Source organism: Geothrix sp. 21YS21S-2 (assembly GCF_030846775.1).
In the GTDB taxonomy this organism is placed as follows: domain Bacteria; phylum Acidobacteriota; class Holophagae; order Holophagales; family Holophagaceae; genus Mesoterricola.
In genome coordinates, this window is the sequence record NZ_CP132910.1 from 4,430,208 (window position 1) to 4,452,175 (window position 21,968).

At 71.1% G+C, this 21,968-nt stretch carries 17 protein-coding genes; 12 read left to right on the forward strand and 5 right to left on the reverse strand.

Translation table 11 applies throughout. From position 1 onward, the window contains the following. Nucleotides 1-159 precede the first annotated feature (159 nt). The 3 genes from RAH40_RS19540 (at nucleotide 160) to RAH40_RS19550 (ending at nucleotide 4,229) form a co-directional block, all read left to right on the forward strand. Nucleotides 160-1,428, forward strand: a complete 1,269-nt coding sequence (locus RAH40_RS19540) for a CHRD domain-containing protein (protein ID WP_306599303.1) — start codon at nucleotides 160-162, stop codon at nucleotides 1,426-1,428. Nucleotides 1,429-1,446: 18 nt separating this feature from the next. Then, complete coding sequence (locus RAH40_RS19545) at nucleotides 1,447-2,367, forward strand: matrixin family metalloprotease (RefSeq protein WP_306599304.1); 921 nt, start codon at nucleotides 1,447-1,449, stop codon at nucleotides 2,365-2,367. A gap of 95 nt (nucleotides 2,368-2,462) precedes the next feature. Beyond that, nucleotides 2,463-4,229 carry a hypothetical protein gene (locus RAH40_RS19550; RefSeq protein WP_306599305.1) on the forward strand — a complete coding sequence of 589 codons (1,767 nt, stop codon included), beginning with the start codon at nucleotides 2,463-2,465 and terminating at the stop codon, nucleotides 4,227-4,229. A 3-nt stretch (nucleotides 4,230-4,232) separates the two neighbouring features. On the opposite strand, the gene RAH40_RS19555 is transcribed toward RAH40_RS19550, so the two are convergent. Then, the gene (locus RAH40_RS19555; RefSeq protein ID WP_306599306.1) at nucleotides 4,233-6,443 is read right to left on the reverse strand and encodes a CHAT domain-containing protein; all 2,211 of its coding nucleotides are present in this window, start codon (nucleotides 6,441-6,443) and stop codon (nucleotides 4,233-4,235) included. Between the two features lie 129 nt (nucleotides 6,444-6,572). Between RAH40_RS19555 and RAH40_RS19560 the strand changes: the two genes are divergently transcribed. From RAH40_RS19560 to RAH40_RS19590, 7 genes are all read left to right on the forward strand, one after another. Continuing rightward, the gene (locus RAH40_RS19560; RefSeq protein ID WP_306599307.1) at nucleotides 6,573-8,195 is read left to right on the forward strand and encodes an ATP-binding protein; all 1,623 of its coding nucleotides are present in this window, start codon (nucleotides 6,573-6,575) and stop codon (nucleotides 8,193-8,195) included. Then, a complete protein-coding gene (locus RAH40_RS19565; RefSeq protein ID WP_306599308.1) occupies nucleotides 8,192-8,566 on the forward strand; it encodes a response regulator in 375 nt (124 codons plus the stop codon). The genes RAH40_RS19560 and RAH40_RS19565 overlap by 4 nt, the downstream gene beginning before the upstream one ends. A 125-nt stretch (nucleotides 8,567-8,691) precedes the next feature. Beyond that, nucleotides 8,692-9,129: an ATP-binding protein gene (locus RAH40_RS19570; protein ID WP_306599309.1), complete on the forward strand. Its 438-nt coding sequence runs from the start codon at nucleotides 8,692-8,694 to the stop codon at nucleotides 9,127-9,129. After that, entirely contained in the window at nucleotides 9,129-9,467 is a 339-nt protein-coding gene (locus RAH40_RS19575; protein ID WP_306599310.1) for an STAS domain-containing protein, read from the forward strand. The genes RAH40_RS19570 and RAH40_RS19575 overlap by 1 nt, the downstream gene beginning before the upstream one ends. 4 nt (nucleotides 9,468-9,471) lie before the next feature. Then, nucleotides 9,472-10,335: a patatin-like phospholipase family protein gene (locus RAH40_RS19580; RefSeq protein ID WP_306599311.1), complete on the forward strand. Its 864-nt coding sequence runs from the start codon at nucleotides 9,472-9,474 to the stop codon at nucleotides 10,333-10,335. Then, the gene (locus RAH40_RS19585; protein ID WP_306599312.1) at nucleotides 10,332-11,474 is read left to right on the forward strand and encodes a PP2C family protein-serine/threonine phosphatase; all 1,143 of its coding nucleotides are present in this window, start codon (nucleotides 10,332-10,334) and stop codon (nucleotides 11,472-11,474) included. Before RAH40_RS19580 ends, RAH40_RS19585 begins: the two co-directional genes overlap by 4 nt. Before the next feature lie 147 nt (nucleotides 11,475-11,621). Further along, a complete protein-coding gene (locus RAH40_RS19590) occupies nucleotides 11,622-14,792 on the forward strand; it encodes an immunoglobulin domain-containing protein (protein ID WP_306599313.1) in 3,171 nt (1,056 codons plus the stop codon). 63 nt (nucleotides 14,793-14,855) lie between these two features. Here the strand turns inward: RAH40_RS19590 and RAH40_RS19595 are convergent, their stop codons facing one another. From RAH40_RS19595 to RAH40_RS19605, 3 genes are all read right to left on the reverse strand, one after another. Then, nucleotides 14,856-15,590, reverse strand: coding sequence for a class I SAM-dependent methyltransferase (locus RAH40_RS19595; protein ID WP_306599314.1), 735 nt, complete (start codon nucleotides 15,588-15,590; stop codon nucleotides 14,856-14,858). Then, entirely contained in the window at nucleotides 15,583-17,022 is a 1,440-nt protein-coding gene (locus RAH40_RS19600; protein WP_306599315.1) for a PLP-dependent aminotransferase family protein, read from the reverse strand. The genes RAH40_RS19595 and RAH40_RS19600 overlap by 8 nt, the downstream gene beginning before the upstream one ends. A 112-nt stretch (nucleotides 17,023-17,134) precedes the next feature. After that, nucleotides 17,135-18,913, reverse strand: coding sequence for a M14 family metallopeptidase (locus RAH40_RS19605; protein ID WP_306599316.1), 1,779 nt, complete (start codon nucleotides 18,911-18,913; stop codon nucleotides 17,135-17,137). A 75-nt stretch (nucleotides 18,914-18,988) separates the two neighbouring features. Here RAH40_RS19605 and panE point away from each other — a divergent pair, with 75 nt between their 5' ends. Both panE and RAH40_RS19615 read left to right on the forward strand, forming a co-directional pair. Then, nucleotides 18,989-19,906 carry a 2-dehydropantoate 2-reductase gene (gene panE, locus RAH40_RS19610; RefSeq protein ID WP_306599317.1) on the forward strand — a complete coding sequence of 306 codons (918 nt, stop codon included), beginning with the start codon at nucleotides 18,989-18,991 and terminating at the stop codon, nucleotides 19,904-19,906. Nucleotides 19,907-19,956: 50 nt separating this feature from the next. Continuing rightward, nucleotides 19,957-20,589: a PAS domain S-box protein gene (locus tag RAH40_RS19615; RefSeq protein ID WP_306599318.1), complete on the forward strand. Its 633-nt coding sequence runs from the start codon at nucleotides 19,957-19,959 to the stop codon at nucleotides 20,587-20,589. Nucleotides 20,590-20,593: 4 nt separating this feature from the next. On the opposite strand, the gene RAH40_RS19620 is transcribed toward RAH40_RS19615, so the two are convergent. Next, complete coding sequence (locus tag RAH40_RS19620) at nucleotides 20,594-21,919, reverse strand: OmpP1/FadL family transporter (RefSeq protein ID WP_306599319.1); 1,326 nt, start codon at nucleotides 21,917-21,919, stop codon at nucleotides 20,594-20,596. Nucleotides 21,920-21,968: the final 49 nt, after the last annotated feature.

Here is a 21,968-nt window from a genome sequence, read left to right on the forward strand (position 1 = left end):
GGCAGGCCCCTCCGGACCTCCGTCACAACCGATCGACCGGATGGGTCGCCATCGGTGGACCGGATCTGTCTCCCCGGTCCTTCCGGATGCATTGTTCAACGTCCACAGCAACGGCCGTGGGTGAAAAAACCGGCAGTCACGTTCCATCCAGGAGGACCTATGTTCGAGACGAAATCTGCACTTCCTTTTGCCGGAACCTGGAAGCCCTGGGCGCGGGTCCTGGGCGGGCTGTCCCTGGTGGCGGCCCTGGCGTGCGGCGGCGGAGGGGGCGGGGATTCCACCCCTGCCGCGCCTCCTCCCCCGCCCCCGCCCCCCCCCTTCGTGCGCACCGCCTCCCTCAGCGGGGCCGACGAGGTGCCGGCCAACGCCTCCACCGCCCGGGCCAGCGGCGCCGTGACCGTGAACCCTTCCACCCTGGCCATCCAGGCCACGGTTGTCTCCTCCGGGATCGACGGCACCCAGGCCCACATCCATGACGGCGCCAAGGGCGTGGCCGGCTCGGTGGTGATCCCGCTCACCGGGGGCGCCGGCGGCGTCTGGACCACCGCCCCGGGCACGGTGCTCACCGCCGCCCAGTACGCCAGCCTCCAGGCCGGGAACTACTACTTCAACATCCACTCCGCGGCCAATCCCGCCGGCGAGATCCGCGGCCAGATCGAACTGACGACCCGGTTCGCGTCCCTGGACGGCACCCAGGAGACCCCCGCCAACGCCAGCACGGCCTCGGGATGGGCCGTGGTGAGCGTGAATCCGTCCTCGGGCGCGGCCTTCGGCGCCATCCAGACCGCGGGCATCACGGGGACGGACGCCCACGTGCATGACGGCGCCATGGGCGTCGCCGGCCCCGTGATCCTGCCGTTCCAGGCCTCGGGCGCCTCGGGCTGGACCCTGCCGGCCGGGTCGAACCTGACCGCGGCCCAGGTGACCACCTTCCTGGCCGGGGGCCTCTACGCCAACGTCCACACCGCCGCCTTCGCCGGCGGCGAGATCCGGGGCCAGCTCACCCTGGCCAGCCCCACGATCCGGACCACCACCCTTTCCGGCGCCAGCGAGGTGCCCGCCAACGCCTCCACGGCCTCGGGCGCCGGCACCTTCTCCCTCGATCCCGTGACCCTCGAGCTTCGGGGCGGCGTCGTCACCACCGGCATCACCGGCGTGGCCGCCCACATCCACACCGGCGCCGTGGGCGTCGCCGGCCCTGTCACGATCCCCCTGGACGCCCACGCGGACGGGTCCTGGACCGTGCCCGCGGGGACGGTGCTCACTCCGGACCAGTTCGCGAGCCTGAGGGCCGGCAGCCTCTACGTGAACGTGCACAGCGTCGCCTTCTCCGCCGGCGAGATCCGCGGGCAGATCCCCGGCGATTCCGGCACCACCACCGGCGGTGGGGGCGGCGGCTCCACGGGCGGCGGCGGTGGCGGCTACTGAGGTCTATACTGGCCTGCCATGGCCAGCCGACACGACCTGACCTGGCGGATCCCCGCCCTCCTCGCCATCCTCCTGGCGTGCGCGGGGATCTACCTGCAGCGGCCCCGCCCCGGAAGGTCCGTGCTGACCTACCGGATCGGGGCCGTCGATCCGCGTTTCGGGCTGACCCGGGACGAGGTGTCGGAGGCCGTGCGCACCGCCGTCGGCATCTGGAGGGCCCCCGTGGACCGGGCGCTCTTCCGGGAGGACCCGAAGGGGGACATCGAGATCAGCCTGGTCTTCGACCAGCGGCAGGAGGTCCTGGACCGCCTCCGGAACCTGGACCACGGGATCTCCCGGGCCCGGGGTCCCATCGAGGAGCAGAAGGCCCGGTGCGAGGGGCTCCGGGCCGAGTACGAGCGGAGACGGGACGCCCTCCGGGCCGACCAGGCCGCCTTCAACGGGAAGGTGGCCGCATTCAACGCCGGCAGCGAGGCCCTCCGGAGGCGCGGGGACGCCACGGAGAACGAGGTCCGGCGCCTCGCCTCGGAGCAGGGCGACCTCAAGGCCGTCCTGGATTCGCTCCGCCGTCGGGAGGGGGAGCTGGAAGGCGTCAGGGAGGCCCTGATGGCCGCGGTGGAGGATCTGAACCGGCTGGTGGCGGGTCAGCGGGCCCAGGTCGCCGACTACCGGGAGGCGGGATCCCTCATGCAGGAGGCCTTCGACGAGGGGGTCTACGCCCGGGAGCGCGGGCGCCAGACCATCACCATCTACTGCTTCTCCGGCAAGGGGACCCTGGTGCGCGTCCTGGCCCACGAGCTGGGCCACGCGCTGGGGCTCCCGCACGGCGCGGATCCGCAGGCGATCATGTACCCCATGATGCTGTCGGACGCATGGGAACCGGCCCCGGAGGACGTCACCGCCATCAGGGCGCTCTGCGGGGTTCCCAAGGGGCCTTGATTTTCATAGGGGGAGGCTCCGATTCCCGGGCCAGGGTGTAGAGTGGTCACCTATCACCAGGAGATCCCATGTCCTTGGGCACCGGCGGGTTCCGAATGGCTATGACGGCTGGCGGGAGGGTCCTTCTCACCCTCGTGGCGGCCACGCTCGTCCTCCACGCCGAGGACAAGAGGAAGGAGGAGGGCCGGGAGAAGAAGCAGGAGCAGGCGCGGCCCGCGCCCAAGGCCGAGCCCAGGCCCGAGCCCCGCGTGGAGCGGAAGCCCGAGGCCAGGCCCGAACCCAGGGTCGAGCGGAAGATCGAGGCCAGGCCCGAACCCCGTATCGAACGGAAGATCGAGACGAGGCCGGAACCCCACATCGACCGGAAGATCGAGACGAGGCCGGAACCCCGGATCGACCGGAAGATCGAGACGAGGCCTGAACCGCACATCGACCGGAAGATCGAGACGAGGCCGGAACCCCACATCGACCGGAAGATCGAGGCGAGGCCGGAACCCCGCATCGACCGGAGGATCGAGACGAGGCCCGAGCACCGGAACGAGGGCCGTCCCGCCGAGTTCCGTCCCGGGCCCGCCGGGCGCGGTCCGGTCCACGAGGTCGTGCGCACCCGGGAAGGCGGCGAGATCCGCCGGACGCCCACCGGGGCCATCCGGGAGGTGCGCACCCCCGGGGGCGCCGTGATCCGGCACTCGCCCAGCGGGGTGCGGCAGGTGGAGGTCGTCCGCCCCGGGGGCCGCGTGATCGTGGCCAACGCCACGGGGCGCGTGGGCTACATCCAGCGGCCGCTGGAGGTGCGCGGCCACGCCTACGTGCAGCGGACCTACATCGTCAACGGCGTGCCGCACGCCTCGATGTACCGGCCCTGGTCCTACGGAGGACGGGAGTACCACGTCTACATGCCCCACCACCACTACCGCCCGGCCTTCTACTCCTGGTGCTACTCCCCCTGGGCCCGCCCGGTGTCCTACAGCTGGGGCTGGTCGTCCCGGCCCTGGTACGGCTACTACGGCGGCTACTTCGCGCCCTACCCGGTCTACCGGAGCCCCGCCTTCTGGCTGGCGGACTTCATCATCGCCGCCTCGCTGGAATCCGCCTACATGGCCCAGAACGTCACGGTCTCGGCGCCCCCCGTCATCTACGACAACTCCACGGGCATGTCGCCCGAGGTGAAGGACGCCATCGCCGAGGAGGTCCGCCGGCAGATGGACCAGGCCAGGGCCGACCAGGACGCCGGGACCGCCTCGGCCCCGCCGCCGATCTTCACGGCCCGGGGGCCCCGGATCTTCGTGGTGGCGGCCGGCGTGATGGCCTATGCCGGCGACCGGGAGTGCTCCCTGGTGGAAGGCGACGTGCTCCAGCTCTCCCAGACGCCCTCCCAGGGCGCCGAATGGGCCGAGGTGCGGGTGCTGTCCACCCGCGGCGCCAGCTGCCCCCGGGGCAGCTACGTCTCCGTGCGGACCACGGACCTGCAGGAGATGCAGAACACCCTGCAGGCGTCGATGGAGCGCGGCCTGGCCAAGCTCCAGACCGACCAGGGCCGCAACGGCATCCCGGCCCTGCCGGCTTCGGCCATCGGCGCCGAGAACGCCTCCTACGCCCAGGACCTCCAGCCTGACGCGGACGCCCAGGCCGAGCTCTCCCGGGCCGTGGGCGAGGCCAACAGCTCCGAGCGCACCCTCATCAACGCCGGCGGCGACGCCGCCCCCACCGGGACGACCATCTCCCTGGGCATGACGACCTCCCAGGTGGAGGGCGCCCTGGGCCGGCCGAAGAACACCGTCGACCTGGGGGCCAAGAAGATCTACGTCTACCCCGACCTCAAGATCACCTTCCTGAACGGAAGGGTCAGCGACGTCCAGTGACCGCTACTCGAGGTTGCCCGTCACCCTGAACGCGGCCCAGTAGTAGGGATGGGGATGCCCGGCGCGCACCGCGCGCTGGGCGTCCCGCAGGGCCTCCGTCTTGGTGCTGCCGGGGAGGTTCCGGTAGAACGCCACCATGAGGTCCCGGGTGCAGCGGTCGTCCACCTTCCAGAGGCTGGAGAGCACCGACCGGGAGCCCGCGTACAGGAGGCCCCGGGTGAACCCCACCACCTCGTCGCCCCGGGACACCGTGGACAGGGCCGTCTCGCATGCGCTCAGGGTGACCAGGTCGGCGTCCAGGTCCAGGCGGTAGAGGTCGGCCACCTTCAGCGCGCCCCGGGCCAGGAAGAGGGCCGATTCCAGCGGGTGGGCGTCGTCGAAGAACCCGTGGGCGGCCAGGTGGATGATCCGGAAGCGCCCCGCGCCCTTGGCCACCTCCCCGGCCGTGGCCGCCTCGCGCAGGCGCAGGGAGGGCTCCGGGAGGATGCGGGCCAGGGCCTCGGCCTCCTCCTGGGCGAAGGGGAGGTCCAGGGCGGCCTGCCCCAGGTCGGGATTCCCGAGGATCAGCGAACCGCCTCCGGCCTTGCGGGGCTTCAGGAAGGTGAGCAGCGTGGCGCTGGGCAGGATGCGCAGGCTGAACCGGTCCAGGAGCGCGGCGTCCCGGGTGCCCAGGGCGCAGAAGGGCACGTAGTGCAGGACCCCGTGGGGGACGATGGTGAGGCGCGGAGTCGCCAGGTCCAGGCGGTCGAGGAGCATCCGCTGGAGTTCCCGGGTCTGGGCGGGCTCCCGGCCGGGATCGGCGAGGGTCCGGCGCAGCTCCCGAACCCTGGCCTCCAGGTCCGGGGCCTCGAGGGCGTGCGCCGTGAGGGCCGTGCGGGTCACCACGAAGGCCATCCAGCGGGGGCCGGCGGCGTAGTATTCCACCAGGGTCTCGTCCGTGCCCAGCCGCGCCTGGATCGCCCCGGCCCGCACGTCCTGGACGCTGACCAGCGAGGCCAGCTCCGGCGCCCGGGCCTGGAGCTCCCTGCGCGCGGCGACGAGGATGCCGCGGCTGTCCGGGGCCGCGGGGTCGGGGATCGCGCGGAGGTCGAGCCCGGGCGAGTCGAGCCGGGCCAGCACGGCCTGGTCCCCGGGGCGGCCCAGCTGCTTCTGGGAGGCCAGGAGATCGACGAGGGCCCGGCCCTTGGCGCGTTCCACGAACTCGAAGGCCTCCCGTGCGCGGCCGAGCCTCGCCAGCAGCGCGACGAGTTCCTCGTAGCAGGCCTGCTTGTCGCCCACGAAGCCGATGCGGCCGGCCTCGGTGCCGATGGAGGCCCGCTGCCGCTCGACGACTTCCACCGACCTGCGAAGGAGGTCCTCCGCCAGCGGGTCCTGGCCGTCCCGGAGGGCGATGCGCGCCCGGTCGAGGAGCACCGGCCAGTGGAGGCCGCCGACCTCCGCCAGGCGGGGGTGCCTGAGGAGGCGGTCGTAGCCGGCCCGGGCCTCCTCCACCCGGCCCGTCTCCAGCTGGCACCTGGCCTGGATGTAGGCCAGGGGGATGACCTGGAACGTGTTGTCGTAGAGCAGGGAGGCCAGGCCGTGGTACTCGGCCCTGGGGTTCCGCACGGCCTCCAGGGCCTTGGCGTAGTCGCCCAGGGCCATGTGGATCTTGGCGATGGCGGTGAACTTCTGGGGGCCGTTGAGGGTCGCGCCCAGGTCCACGCCCTCCAGACGCGCGACGCAGGCCCGGGCCTGGCCGGAATGCCCGAGGAGGGCCTGGGCCACGCCCAGGGCGCCCCAGGTCTCGAAGTGGAAGGCGTCCAGGAAGGCGTTGGCGCTGGAGGTCTGCCCGGCGAGGATGGCGTCGGCCGCCTGGGCCTCCATCAGGGCCCGTTCGGGATCGCCCAGGTCCAGGAAGGCGTTGGCCCGCATGAAGTGGGGCAGGGCGGAGAGGTCGCCCCCGAACATGCGGGCGTCCCCCCCTTCGATCTGGCGCTGAAGGCGGTCGCAGGTGGGAAACAGGCGGCTGTAGTTGCGCGTCTCGGAATAGGCCCCGGCCAGGAACATCAGCTGCGCGGAAGGCACGGCCTCCTGCCGGTCGATGCGGGGCTGGAGCGTCCGGATGATTTCGAAGTGCTGCTGCTTCTGTGCCATCCGCGCGAGCTTGATGTCCTGCGCCGGGACGGGGCGGGCGAGGCAGAGCAGGAGGAAGGCCGAGCACACCGTTCGAAGCACGAATCCTCCCGGCATCTGGGTATGGCTCCAAGTGTAGCCCTCGCCGGAGGGATGCACGGAATTATTAAATTATTTATAGTTGACAGGCCTGGGAAACCATTCAAGATGGCCCATCAACAGGTCATACCCATGGACGAACTCTGGCTCCGCCCTCCCGACGGTCCCCCCGCAAAGCTGGGGAAGGAACGGCCCTCCCTCGTCATCGGCCGGGATCCCTCCAGCGACCTGGTGGTGTACGACCCCAGCCTCTCCCGCAACCACGCGCGGCTGTTCCTGGAGGACGGCCGCGCCATGCTGGAGGACCTGGGGTCCCGCAACGGCACCCAGGTCAACGGGGAGCTCCTCCTGGAGCCCCGGGCCGTGGCCCCGGGGGACCTGATCGTCCTGGGCCGGATCAGCCTCGCCCTGGAACGGGCCGAGGATCCCTCGATCTCCTTCATCATGGAGGTGGAGCAGCTGCGGGCCTCGTCGCCCGGGATCCAGGCCCCCGAGGGCGTCCTGGGCTGGAAGGAGGCCCTGGACCTCATCCACGGGCTGAGCCTGGACATGCTCGGGGACGTCCCGGCCGAGGTGATGCTGGGGAACCTGCTCGAGCGGGTCTTCCCCTTCCTCCGGCCCGACCGCGGCGCGGCGCTGCTGCTGGACGCGGGGGGCGCCATGGTCCAGGTGGCGGCGCGAACCCGCAGGCAGGGCGCCGGTTTCCAGGTCCAGCCCTCCCGGACCCTGCTGGAGAAGGTGGTGGAGGGCCGCAAGGCCCTGCTCATCAACAACCCCATCCTGGACGCCCAGTTCGCCCAGGCCCAGTCGATCGTGGCCAGCGGGGCCACCTCGGTCATGATGGTGCCCCTGGAGCACGACGGCGAGGTCCTGGGGGTCATCTACCTGGACGCCGGCCTCCTGCGGGGCGCGTTCACCGGGGAGGACCTGCGCCTCCTGGCGGTCGCCGGCCACATGGCCGCCGCCAAGATCCGCACCACCCGGCTCCTGGCGGAGCTGGAGGAGAAGCGGCACCTGGAGGTCCTCTACGCGGCCGCCGAGGAGGCCACCCGCGCCAAGAGCGAGTTCCTCTCGCGCATGAGCCACGAGCTGCGCACCCCCCTCAACGCCATCATCGGCTACGGGGAGATGCTCCAGGAGGACGCCGGGGACGCGGGCCAGACCTCCATGGTGGAGGACCTGCGGCGCATCACGGGAGCCGGGAAGCACCTGCTCCTGCTGGTCAACGACATCCTCGACCTCTCCAAGATCGAGGCCGGGAAGATGGAACTCCACCTGGAAGCCTTCGAGGTGGAGCCCCTGGTCCAGGAACTCGTGTCCATGACCCTGCCCCTGGCCGGGAGGAACGGCAACGCCCTGGAGCTCCGCTGCGCCCCCGGCGCCGGCGCCATGCTCAGCGACATCACCAAGGTGCGCCAGGTGCTTCTCAACCTGCTGGGCAACGCCTGCAAGTTCACGTCCAACGGCACCGTGGCCCTGGACGTGGACCGGGAAGGCGGCTGGCTCGCCTTCGCCGTGCGGGACACCGGCATCGGCCTCACGCCCGAGCAGATCGGCAGGCTCTTCCAGAACTTCTCCCAGGCCGACAGCTCCACGACCCGGCGCTTCGGCGGCACCGGCCTCGGACTCGCCGTGGGGCGGCTCCTGGCGCGGATGATGGGCGGGGACATCCAGGTGGAGAGCGTGTCCGGCCAGGGCTCCACGTTCACCCTGCGCCTCCCGGCCCGGGCCCCGGAGCCGGGAGGGGAACCGTGACGCGGATCCTGCTCGTGGAGGACAACGAGAACAACCGGGACATGCTGAGCCGCCGCCTGCGGCGCCGGGGCCACGAGGTGCTCACCGCCGCCGACGGCCTGGAGGGGGTGGCCCTGGCCCGCACCGGCGCCCCGGAGCTGATCCTCCTGGACATGAGCCTGCCGGGCCTGGACGGCTGGGACGCGGCGCGGCTGCTGAAGTCGGAGGCGGCCACCCGCCCCATCCCCATCATCGCCCTCACGGCCCACGCCATGAGCGGGGACCGGGAGAAGGCCCTCGGGGCCGGGTGCGACGACTACGGCACCAAGCCCGTGGACTTCGATGGGCTGCTCGCCAAGATCGCGGCCCTGGTTCCTCCGGAATCTCCCTGAAATTTCAGGTGTTCGTACACTTGATCGTGCGAGAATGAGTCGCATTTCGAACTCAATCGACCTAGCAGAGGACCGCCTTCGGGGGTGACCGGATTGAATGATTCATTGCTCGCGGAGATCCTTCGATGATCGGGGATGGGGACACGGGCACCCTGGAGGTGGCCGCGGACGAGGCCGGGTTGGGGTGCATCCTGGCCTTCATCGGGCTCGCCTGCGACCGCGCCGGCCTGGCCGACCCCGTGCGCCACGACCTCCGGCTGGCGGTGGAGGAGGTCTGCACCAACATCATCCGGCACGGCTACGCGCCCGGCGCCCCGGGGCCCATCCGCCTCGCCTTCCGGGAGGGCCGGGGCTCGTACGAGGTCGTCGTGGAGGACCGCGCGCCGGCCTTCGATCCCGCCTCGGCCCCCGGGCCCGACCTGACCTCGGGGTGGCGGGAACGCAGGCCCGGCGGGCACGGCTGGAGCCTCGTGCGGGCCATGGTGGACCAGGTGCTCTACCAGCCGGTTCCGCCCCGGGGGAACCGGGTGACGCTCGTCAAATCGAAGCCAGGGAGGCCGTGATGGAACTGTCGGTGAAGGACGTGGGGGACGTGACCGTGGCCACGGTGGTCGGCAGCATCGACGGCCTGACCGCGGGGGCCCTGCAGGACGCCCTGGAGGAGCAGGTGCGGGGCGGGAGGGTCCGCCTGGCGGTGGACTTCAGCGCGGTGGACTACACCAGCAGCGCGGGCCTGCGCACGCTCCTGGCGGTGGTGAAGGAGGCGCGGCGCGCCGGCGGGGACTTCCGCCTGGGGGCGGTCAGGCCGGACGTGAACCGGGTGCTGGAGATCAGCGGGTTCACCGGCATCCTGAAGCTGTTCCCGGGGATCGACGACGCGGTGGCCAGCTATGGAAGGTAGACCCATGGACTCGAGGCACTCGAAAAAGGTGGCGCTGGTCATCGGGGCGGGCAGCGTGAAGTGCGCCGCGGCCCTGGGCGTGCAGCACGTCCTGAGGCGGGAGGGCATCGGGATCGACCTGGTGGTCGGGTGCAGCGCCGGGAGCATCTACGCGGCCATGATCGCCGCGGGCCACGACATCGAGACCACCCGGGAGATGACCACGCGGCTGTGGACCCGGGAGCTCACCAGCCAGCGGGACCGCATGGCCATGCTGCGCATCCTCTTCGGGCGCATCTTCGGACGGGACGCCACGTTCGGAATGCGCAAGGACGTGCTGGTCATGCGCCGCCTGCGGGAGACGTTCGGGACCCTGGCCATCGAGGACGCGAAGGTGCCTCTGTTCATCACCGCCACCGACCTTGCCAACGGCGACCAGGTCATCCTCTCCCGGGGAAGCGTGGTGGACGCCATCCGCGCGAGCATCTCCATCCCCTACATCTTCAACCCGCACCGCATCGGGGACCGGCTCCTCATCGACGGCTTCATGTCGGACCCGCTGCCTGTGAACGTGGCCATGCGCGAGGGCGCGGACGTGATCATCGCCATCGGCTTCGAGAGCCCCTTCCAGCGGAAGTTCAACACCCTCGGCCGCTTCTCCTTCCAGCTGAGCAGCATCATGACCAACAACCTGCTGAAGTCCCGCTTCGCCTTCCACAACCTCACCCACCACTCCGAGGTCATCCTCATCGTGCCGAAGTTCGAGAAGCGGGTGGGGCTCTTCGACACGGAGAAGATCCCCTACGTCATGGAGGTCGGGGAGCAGGCCGCGGAGGAGCAGGTCCCCTACCTGCGCAGGCTCCTGGCGGACGCCCCGGTCGGGGCGTGACCGGGTCCCCGGGCCGGATCCTCGTCGTCGACGACGTCGAGGCGAACCGGGACCTGCTCATCCGCAGGCTCCAGAAGCTGGGCCTCGAGGCCGAAGCCGCGGCCGGCGGGGCCGAGGCGCTCGCGATGGTGGCGGGCGGGGGCTTCGACGTCGTGCTGCTGGACATCATGATGCCGGGCATGGACGGCTACGAGGTGCTCTCCCGCCTCAAGGCCGACGAGGCCCTGCGCCATCTGCCGGTCATCATGATCTCGGCGGTGGAGGAACTCGGGAGCGTGGTGCGCTGCATCGAGCTGGGGGCGGAGGACTACCTCCCCAAGCCCTTCAACCCCGTGATCCTGAAGGCCCGGGTCTCGGCCTCCCTGGACAAGAAGCGCCTGCGGGACCGGGAACGCCTCTACGCCGCGAGCCTCGAGCGGGAACTGGAGATCGGGCATGAGATCCAGAAGGGCTTCCTGCCCGAGGCGCTGCCGGCCCTGGACGGGTGGGACCTCGCCGCGCGGTTCGCTCCGGCGCGGCAGGTGGCCGGCGACTTCTACGACGCCTTCGCCGTGGCCGGGGGCCTCACGATGCTGGTCGTCGCCGACGTGTGCGGGAAGGGCGTGGGGGCGGCGCTCTACATGGCCCTCTTCCGGAGCCTCATCCGCGCCGCGGCCACCGGCGCCGAAGGGGATCCGGACCGGATCCTGGCGTGCGCCGCCCGCACCACCAACGACTACATCGCCACCGTCCACGAGCGCTCCAGCATGTTCGCCACCGCCTTCCTGGGCATCGTCGACCCCGGATCGGGGGAGTTCGCCTACGTGAACTGCGGCCACGACGAGCCGGTTCTCGCGGCAGGGGGCGCGGTGCGGGCCCGGCTCGCCCCCACGGGCCCGGCGCTCGGGCTCATGCCGGGGTCCGCCTTCCGCGTGGCGAGGGAGGCGATCGCGCCCGGCGAGGGGCTGCTGGTCTTCACCGACGGGGTGACGGAAGCGCGGGGCGCCGGGGGGTTCTTCGGGGAGGGGCGCCTGCTGGAGGTGCCCCATGGCCATTCGGCCGGCGAATGGCTCGGCGCGGTCGTAGACGCCGTGCGGGAACACGCGGCCGGCTTCGAGCCTTCGGACGACATCACCCTCGTCGCCCTGCGCCGGAGGTGACCACGGGGGATGAGGGCGAGCGAGCGTTTCCGCCCTGCGTTGCCAATCCGTATTGTTGCCGGGAATTCACAAGTTTTAACTTGATTAGGAATGACGGGGCCTGGATAATTTCTTCATCATCACCAAGCGAATTCCCAGGAGACCGTCATGAAGGTCCTACGAAACTTGGCTCATTGGAGCCTGTGCCTGGCCGTGCTCGGCCTTGGCACCACCACCTCCCCCGCCCGGGCTGAAGGTCCGGGACGTGACCACGACCAGGGCCGGCACCTCGGCTGGGTCCACAAGCCCGATCACCTGAAGATCGTCACCCAGCCCCTGAGCCAGACCATCGTCAGCGGCCAGGCCGTGACCTTCAAGGTGGAAGTGACCGGCAAGCCCAGCAGGTTCCATTACCAATGGCTGAAGGGGCACCACCGGGTGGGCGGCGATTCCGCCAGCTACACGATCCCCGCCACCACCGCCGCCAGCGCCGGCGTCTACACGGTGATCGTGAGCAATCCGACGGGCTGGGTCCACAGCCACCCTGCCACCCTGGCCATCAATGTCCCTCCGGTCATCACCGCCCAGCCCGCCGGCCTCACCGTGGTGCAGGGCGCGAACGCCTCCTTCTCCGTCGCGGCCAAGGGCAATGGCACCCTGGGCTACCAGTGGCGCAAGGGGGGCTCGGCCCTGGCCGGGGCCACCTCCGCCACCCTGAACCTGGCCGCCGTGACGGCCGCCAGCGCCGGCACCTACGACGCGGTGGTCACCAACACCGTGAACGGCACGGTCACGTCCGCCACGTCCACGGCGGCCGCCCTCCAGGTCAACGTGCCCCCGGTCTTCACCCTCCAGCCGGTTTCCCAGACCGTGGACCTGGGCGCGCCCCTGGCCCTCAGCGTCGCGGCCTCCGCGAACCAGGGCTCCCTCGCCTACCAGTGGCGCAAGGACGGCCAGCCCATTGCCGGGGCGACCTCGACCGAGTTCGGCATCGCGGCCATCGCCGTCTCCGACGCGGGGAGCTATGACGCCGTGGCGACCTGCACCCTCGACGGAACGGTGACCTCCACCGCATCCCTGGCCGCCGCCGTCGCCGTCCACGCGCCGCCGACCATCCTGGCCCAGCCCCAGAGCCGCACCGTCCTGCCTCCGGACGCCGTGACGTTCACCGTCTCGGCCACCGCGAACCACGGCGGCGCCCTCACGTATTCCTGGAGGAAGAACGGCACCGCCATCGACGGCGCCACCACCGCCTCCTACACCGTGGCCTCGACCGAGTTCCCCACCAACGCGGACGCCTACTCCGTCCTGGTGAGCGACGGCACCTTCCAGGTGGAGAGCGCCACCGTCTACGCCACGGCCTCCGTGCCCAGCCCCGTCTACGCGGGCGATCCGGTCCCCGTTCCCAGCCGGCCCCTCACGGTGCTGCCTTCCCTCCACGTGGACCCCGTGAACTATCCCAACGGCGCCTTCCGCCTGGGCTATGACGAGTCCCTGAAGAACCCGGTCTGGACCTCGTACCTGGTCTTCCCCGTCCACCAGCCCTACGCCAATTCCACCAAGGACTACGTCGCCGACACGCGCCTGGCGGCGCCCCAGGTGGGCAAGGACGACTACACCGGCATCTACACGGGCGGCGCGGGCTCGCCGGACAGCTACGACCGCGGCCACCAGGTGCCCCGGGCCGACGTCTCCTACCGCTACACCCCGGTGGCCGGCGACGACGCCACCATCATGAGCAACCTCGTGCCCCAGATCTCCCAGTTCAACCAGCAGCTCTGGCAGCGGCTGGAGGAGACCATCGGCGGCAGCAAGGGCGGCGACACCGACGGCATCACCTCGTACCTGGGCCGGGTGTGGGTCTACACCGGTTCCTACTTCCCCCCCAGCCCCGCATGGTGGGCCTCCAAGGCCCAGCCCGGCCTGAACATCGCCATCCCCACGGCCTGCTACAAGATCGTGGTTTCCGAGGCCACGCCCGGCCAGCCCAAGGCCCTGGCCCTGATCCTTCCCAACGCCTGGGGCCTGGTCAACGCCCCGGAAACCCTCACGACCTACGTCACCTCCGTCGCCCGCATCGAGGCCCTCACCGGGCTGGACTTCTTCCCCAACCTCCAGGCCGTGGCCCCCGGCCTCGACATCCCCGCCTGGAAGGCCAACGTTGAAGTGCGCGGCTGGCGCGCCCCCTTCGAGCAGACCTCGGGCCCCAACGTCCACATGGTCGAGCCCAGCTGGGACACCACCGTGAACATCAACGACACCGTGACCTTCGCGGGCGCCGCCACCCCGAATTCCGCCTCCGCCGCGGGCACCGCCATCGCCTCGGCCACCTGGAACTTCGGCGACGGGACGCCGGTTTCCACCGGCATGACCGCCAGCCACACGTATTCCCTGGGCGGTTCCTTCTCCGCCTCCTTCACGGTCCAGGACAGCCTGGGCGCCAGCAACACCATCACCCGCGTCATCAAGGTGAAGGGCGGCAACGAGGCCCCCACCTTCACGGGCGTGTCCAACCAGTCCACCACCGCGGGCTCCACCGTCACCGCCTCCTTCAAGGTGGCCGACGACTCCACCGCTCCCGGCGCCCTCACCGTCAACGCCACCGCCGACAACACCGTCCTGCTGCCTTCCGCCCTGGTCGTGGACAACGCCGCCGGCACCTGCACCCTGGCCCTGATCCCGGCCGCCGGCGCCACCGGTTCGGCCATCGTCACCCTGACCGTCACCGACGGCGACGGCGCCAGCACGACGGCGACGTTCACGCTCACCGTCACCCCCGGCGGCGTCCCGGGCGCGCCCTCCCTGATCATCAGCCAGTACTACGAAGGCGCCAGCTTCGACAAGTGGATCGAGGTCACCAACGTCGGCTCCGGCATCTACGACGCCGCCGTCACCCCGATCTACCTCGGCCTGTGGACCAACCCGAACACCTCCAATACCTTCAAGACCGCGCTGGTCTCTGGCACCCTTGCCCCTGGCGCCAGCTTCCTCCTGAAGCACAGTTCCGCGGCCCTTCCCGACGCCGCCCATGTGACCAACGGCGCCTCCGCCGTCGGCAACAGCAACGTGGCCAACTTCAACGGCAACGACGCGGTCTTCCTTAGCCCGGTGGGCACGGCCACTTCCGCGGCCTGGGACGCCCGCATCGACACCATCGGCGACCTCTCCTGGGGCGCAGCCAATCCCGCCGCCGACAAGAGCTACTACCGGCTTCCGTCCATCCTCGCCGGGAACCCCACCTACACCGCCACCGAGTGGGTCCAGAAGACCATGGCCGAAGTCAATGCCGCCGTCGAGACGGATTCCGCCCGCCTCGGATACCACATCTACAACAAGTAGTCCGGCCGCATTCCGCCCCGGCATCCTCCCGCAGCGACGGAGGGTTCCGGGGCGGAGCCCTGGTCAGGCCCTGCGCAGCACGTCGATGCGCCAGGGTGCGACCCGGAGCTCGTTGACCCAGCCGAAGGGCTCGCCGGGGCGCCCCAGGGGGCGGTGGGCGAGGACGCGCACGAGGCCGGCCCGGCGGTACAGCTCCAGGTACTCGGCCTCCGGGCAGAAAATGTCCTCCACGGGCCTGGCGTCCGGCACGTCCTTCATCACCGTGAACACGGCAGCGCCCGGCTCCGGGGCCGCGTTGCCGGGGAAGGCCGCGGTGCTGAAGGACGCCCACTCCAGGCGGTAGAGCTCCTCGGAGCTCACCAGGTTCAGCAGGGTCCCTTCCGGTTCCAGGAGTCCCGCCAGCTGGCGGAACAGGCCCGGCTTGGAGCCGGTCCTCACGTTGTCGAAGGTGAAGGCCGACAGGATCCGGTGGTAGCGGTTCCCGGCCAGGGCCGACAGGTCCCCGTCGGGCACCCTGCGGTAGCTGCCCCGGGGGTCCCGGGCCCGGGCCTCGGCCAGCATGGCCTCCGAGAGGTCCGCGCCCTCGGCCCGGAAGCCCAGGTCCGCGAGGAACCGGGTGGAGCGGCCCGCGCCGCAGCCGAAGTCCAGGGCCCGGGCCCCGGGGACGGGCCGCCCGAGGAGGTCCGGCAGGTCCCGGAAGGCCAGGTGGTAGGTGCCGGGAAACTCCAGGGCCGCGTAGGAGGCGGCGCGGAGCTCGTCGTCGTACGCGTTGGCGAAGGTCGTCGCGGATTCATTCATGGCGGAGGGCTCCCAGGGCGCGGCCCAGTCGGGCGATGCCTTCGGTGATCTCCGCCTCGTCCAGGCCGGAGATGGAAAGGCGGAGGAAGGGTTTCCCGGATTCCGGGTCGTTGAAGTAGGACGAGCCGCTGCGGGCGTCCACCCCGTGGGCGTGCAGGGCCGCCTCCAGGCCGGCCGGAGGGGTCCCGTGCAGGGCGAGCCAGATGAGGTAGCCTCCCGAAGGGGCCGTCCAGGTGGCGAGGGCGGGGTCGAGCTCCCGGCGCAGCGCGGCGAGCGCTGTCTCCATGCGGCGCCGGAAGGTGCGGTGGAGCCGCGCGAGGTGCTGGTCGAAGTGGCCCTTGAGCAGGAAGTCCTCCAGGGCGGCCTGGAGGATGGGGGAGGGGCCCAGGTCCGTGGAGCGCCGGAGGCCGGCCAGGGCCCCCAGGCAGGTGGCGGAGCCCGCGAGCCAGCCCAGGCGCAGTCCGGGGGCCAGGACCTTGGAGAAGGTGCCGGCGTAGAGCACGAGGCCCGCGCGGTCCATGGACTTGAGGGGCAGCATGGCGCGGCCGAAGTACTTCATCTCCTCCTCGAAGCCGTCCTCCAGGATGGGCAGGGCCAGGCGCTCGCAGAGGGCCAGCAGGCCCTCCCGCTGGGACTGGGGAAGGCAGCGGCCCGTGGGGTTCTGGAAGCTGGGCATGGTGTACAGGAGAACCGGGCTCTCCCGTTGCGCGAGGCGCTCCAGGGCGGCCAGGTCCGGGCCTTCCGGGCCCTCGGGGATGGCCAGGGGCCGCAGCCGGTGGAGGGCCAGGAGGCGGAGCATGTGATCGTAGGTGGGGGCTTCGACCAGGACCGCGTCCCCGGGGCGGGTGAGGGCCCTGAGGGCCAGGTCCAGGGCCTGCTGGGCCCCCTGGGTGACGAGGATCTCCTCCGGGGCGGCCTGGACGCCGTGGCGGCCCATGCGCTGGGCCAGCACGGCCCGCAGGGAGGGGAGGCCCCGGGGATCGCCGTAGTCCAGGAGCCGGGCGCCCTCGCGGTGCAGGGCTGCCTTCAGGGACCGCGCCAGGGGTTCCACGGGGATCAGGCGGGGGTCCATCCCGAGGCTGTTGAAGGAAATGAGACCTTCGGGCCGGGGCCGGGGCGGCGGCTCCAGGGGCAGGGTGAGCCGTTCCCGCCACGGGAAGGCCCCCCGCTCCGGGAGGGCGGGTGCCGCGAGCGCTCCCCGCCGCCGGACCCTGGGGACGGCCCCGGGACGCAGTTCCAGCCAGCCCAGGGCCCACAGCTCCTGGTAGGCCGTGGCCACCGTGGACCGGTGCAGGGCGAGGCGCTCCGCCAGATGGCGGGTGGAAGGCAGGGCCTCGCCCGGATTCAGGTGTCCATCCCGGATCAGACGCTGGACCTGGTCGACGATCTGGCGGCCCTTGGGACTCGGTCCCTCCTCCAGTTTCAGCAGCATGGCGCTCCCCCGGACCTCCAGGGTACGTCCGTCTGGCCGCATCGGAACCGTCAGTTGGAATCAATTCCGATCCGGCCAGTTCTAGGAGCCTGTCTACGTAATAGGAGGCCCCCTAGAGGCTCGCGGCCGCCGCGGCGTCGAAGATCCGGCCTACCGGGTAGATCCCCAGGTTCGGATCCCCCCAGGGGGAGCGCTGGTAGAACCAGTTGAGCTGGGCGTCCGGGTCGGCGGCGAAGGCCTTGTCCTCGGCCTTGCGGCGCTCGTAGGCGGCCTTGAGGGCGGGGTCGGCCGCGAGCATCTTCCGGGCCAGGGGCTCGAGCACGTAGCTCTCGCCGTACTCCTTCTGCTCGAAGATGGTGTTGAAGAAGCCCCACCGCAGCAGGCTCTCCTCGGAGGCGGGCTCCAGCAGGTGGACGATGATCCGCGCCAGGCGGTTGCCGGTGGGCACCACCACCGTGCCCGCGGGGAACTCCCGGGTGCCGTCGAACGCCTCCTGCACCAGGCTCTCCACCCGCTGGCGGCCCTCGGTGGGGGTCCGGCGGAAGACCACGTCCCGGAAGCGCCAGCCGGAGACCGGCAGCGTCACGGGCTTCGCCAGGCGGCGGTGGGGGATGCCCTGGGCCTCGATGCGGGCGATGACCTCGGTCCACTCGGGGGGGACGAGGTAGGCCTCGGGCACCCGGGCCGAGGCGGTGACCTTCAGGTGGCCGAAGCGGGGGATCTGGAAGGTCTGGGGGCGCGAGGGGTCGTAGGTGAACCAGTCCCCGCCCGTGAGGTCGCTGGTGGTGCGGTCGTAGGCGAAACCCTTGAAGGCCATGGGCTCGGAGGTGCCGTCGTCCCTGAAGCCCAGGGGCATGGGGACCGCGCGGAAGGCGGCGCTGGCGGTGAAGGCGTCGGCGGCGCGGTTGAGGCGGACCACGGTGTCCCGCTCCCGGGCCACGAGTTCGGACGTGCGCAGCAGCGCCAGCCGGGTGGCCTCCACCCGCACGGCGTAGGGCTTGAGCATGTGGGTCTCCAGGAGGAGTCCCATGCGGTTCTGCGCCGACTGGTACCCCTGGGAGTAGCGGGGGCCGGAAGGACCGATGACGAGGCCGCTGCGGGGGTCGTGCCAGGTGCGGAAGACGATGTACTCGGTGGTGGGCACGCCGTCGGCCTCCAGTCCGGACCGGAGCCCTGGCAGGAAGCTGTCCCGGATCCAGGCGCCCAGACCCGCTTCCAGGAACCAGGTGTCCCCGGGGCCCGCCTCGCGGGCGATGGTGAGGGGATACTGGTAGTCGGCTCCGTCGGTGGCGTGGCAGTCGAGGAAGACGTCCGGGAGCCAGGCCTGGTGCAGCTTCAGCCAGGCCCGCATCTCGGGGGCGTCCGCCTTGAGGTAGTCCCGGTTCAGGTTCAGCCCGGCCGCGTTGCTGCGCCAGCCCATCTCCTTGGGGCCGTTCTGGTTGATGCGGTTGTGCGGGCCGAAGCGCTCGTGGCCGTCCACGTTGAAGACGGGCAGGAACAGGAAAACGAGCCGGTCCAGGAGGGCCCCGTGCTTCCGGTCGACGCACAGCTCCTTGAGGAAGCGCAGCCCCGCGTCCTTGCCGTCGGATTCGCCGGCGTGGATGCAGGCCTGGATCATGACCACCAGCTTGCCCTTGGCCCGGGCGCGGGCCGGGTCGAAGGCGCGGTCCCGGTCCACGATCACCAGGGGCAGGGCGCGGCCCTGGGGGCTGCGGCCGAAGGTGCCCACCCGCACCCAGGGCGAGGCCTTGGCCAGGGCCCTGCATTCCTCCACCGTCTCGGCCAGCCGGGGCGTCTCGAGGCCCCCGGAGCGCTCGAACCGGGTGGGAGGCGGACTCCCGGCGGACAGGGCCGTGACGAGCAGGGCCGAGGCCAGAGTGACGAACCGCATGGGTGCCTCCATCGCAAACCGATGGTTCCAGCGTAGCTCAAGCGCGTCGTATCCTGGGTCGGAGGAGCATCTGTCATGCGGATTCTGATCGTTGGCGCCGGCGGCATCGGGGGTTACTACGGGGGGAGGCTCCTGGAGGCGGGGCGGGACGTCACGTTCCTGGTGCGCCCGGAGCGGGCCCGGAAGCTGGCCGCGGCGGGGCTGTCCATCCGCAGCCCCTTCGGGGACGTCCACCGCAGCGCGCCGCCCACGGTCCTGGCCGGGGACCTGGGGGAGCCCTTCGATCTGGTGCTGCTCAGCTGCAAGGCCTACGACCTGGATGAGGCCGTGGAGGCCTTCGCGCCGGCGGTGGGGCCCGGGACGGCCGTCCTGCCCCTGCTCAACGGCATGGGGCACTTCGACCTGCTGGACAGGCGCTTCGGCGCCGGGCGGGTCCTGGGCGGGTCCTGCTTCATCTCATCGGCCCTGGACGCCGAGGGCGCCGTGGTGCATTTCAACCGCCTGCACGGCCTGGTCTTCGGCGAGCGGAACGGGGAGCGCACGCCCCGGGCGGAGGCCCTGGAGGCCCAGCTCTGCGGGGCCGGGTTCGACGGCCGCCTGAGCGGGGACATCGTCCAGGAGCTCTGGGAGAAGTGGGTGTTCATCGCCTCCGCCGCCGGGATCACCTGCCTCCTGCGGGGCTCGGTGGGCGACATCGTGGCCGCGGGCAACGCCGGCCTGGGGGTGGCCCTGCTTGAGGAGTGCGCTTCCGTGGCGGCCGCCCACGGCCACGCGCCCCGGGCGCAAAGCCTGGAGAAGGCCCGGGCCATCCTCACGGAGCCGGGGTCGGCCATGACGTCCTCGATGTTCCGGGACCTCGAGGCCGGCGGGCGCATCGAGGGCGGCCACATCATCGGCGACCTGCTCCGCCGCGGGGCGGGCCCCCTTCCCATGCTGGCCCTGGTGGACGCGAGCCTGCGCACCTACCAGGCCCGGCGCGCCAGGGAGGCCTAGACCGGGAAAGGACGCCGGGGTACCCTGAAAATTCCAATCAGGAGAAACCCTTGGATGATTCTTTGGTCCAGGAGGACCACGCGGGCCCGGCCGCCCCCAGGCGGCGCATGGACATTCTCGAGGCGGTCCTGGACGAGTCCACGGACCCCATCTTCAACATCCTGGAGGACGGGACCTACCGTTACGTGAACCGGGCCTTCTCCACCCCCTTCGGCCGGGAGCCGGGTCAGGTCATCGGGGGCCGGATCTACGACCTCTTCTCCCCGGACGAGGCCGAGAAGCGCATGACCGTGGTGCGCAAGGCCTTCGCGACGGGCCAGCCCATCGTCTTCGAGGTGCGGGTGCCCACGGCCCAGGGGGACACCTTCTACATCACGTCCGTGAAACCCATCCGCGGGTCCGAAGGCAGCGTCACCTCGGTGGTGTGCATCTCCAAGGACATCACCGAACGCAAGCGGGTGGAGCTGGAGCGGGAGGAGCTCATACGGAACCTGAGGGCCGCGCTGCAGGAGGTGCGGACCCTCTCGGGGCTGCTGCCCATCTGCTCCCACTGCAAGAAGATCCGCGACGACAAGGGCTACTGGACGCAGATCGAGAGCTACATCCGCGACCACTCCCAGGCCGACTTCACCCACGGGATCTGCCCCGAGTGCACCCGGCAGTTCTTCCCGGAAGCCCCCTGAACGGTCAGAACTTCAGGCGCCCCTGCAGGGCGATGATGTCCACCCGGTTGTGGAAGGTTCCATGGATGGTGCCCCGGAAGAAGTCCGGACCGCCCGCAGTCGCCGTGAGGTCGAGGTTGGAGTTCTTCACGAAGAGGCGGCTGTAGCTCACGTCCACGGAGAAGGCCCGGGTGACCGCGTAGCCGGCGCCGGCGGAGGCCCAGGTTCTTTCGGAGTCGGGGATGCGGGGGGTGCGGTAGGTGTCGGTGGTGGGCGTCTGGTCCAGGGCCACGCCGGTGCGCAGCGTCCAGGCCCCGCCGGGGCGCCAGGTGAGGCCCAGGGCCAGGAACCAGGAGTCCTTCCAATGCTCGGGCGTGACCGAATCGGCCTGGCCGGTGGCGAAGGCGATGCGGATCTCCTTGAAGTGCGACCAGAAGGTGCGGGCCGCTTCGGCCTGCAGGGTGAGGGCCGGGGTGGCGTCCCAGGCCGCGCCCAGGGAGGCGGTGCCAGGCTGGTTGGCCATGGGCGTGGCGCCGCCGTTGCGGAAGTTGGCGGCCAGGGCGGCCGGGACGCCCTGGTAGGTCACCTCCCCCTTGAGCTTGAAGTCGATGGCGGACTGGTAGGCCGCGCCGATCCGCACGTCGGCCCGGGGCTCGAAGAGGATTCCCAGCTTGTAGCCGGGGCGCCACTGCTTGCCCTTCACGGTGGCGATGCCGTCCTGGGCCCCGGGCGCGAAGCCTGGGATGCGGTAGGCGGCGCCCACGGCGCCGAAGTCGACGGCATTGCTGAGGGTGGCGTCCACGTGGCGGGCCACCACGGCCGCGCCCACCGACCACTTCGGGCTGATGCGCCAGGCCACGTTGGGAGCGACCTCGACGATGGTCATGGTGGACTTCATGGCGTGGTAGCGCCCGATCCAGTCGGAGCCGTACTCGCTGGTGAGCCCGAAGGGGCTGTTCAGGGAGAACCCCAGCTTGAGGTCGGGGCTGAGGCTCCACAGCGCGTAGAGGACCGGCAGGGCCGCGCTCCGGCCGGCATCGCCGCCGGAGGTGCCGGTGATGGCGCTCCCGCCCAGGGCCGCGGCACGGGAGGCGCTGCCGCCCTCCAGCTTCGCGGAGGGCTGGATCTGGCTGGCGCCGCCCACGAATTCATTGCCCTGGAAACGGGTCAGGGTGGCCGGATTGAAGAACATGGAGCCGATATCGGTGCCCCCGGCGGAAATGCCCGCGAAGGAGTTCCCCTGGGCGCTGGGGCTCTGCTCCCGCAGCTGGAAGCCCGAGGCGAGGGCCGCGGGCGCCAGGGCAAGGGTCAGGGCGGTGCAGGTCAGGGTGCGGCACATGGGTTTTTGCATTAGATCCTCATTTTTTTGGCAAGCCACCAGAATACCAAAGGAACCAATC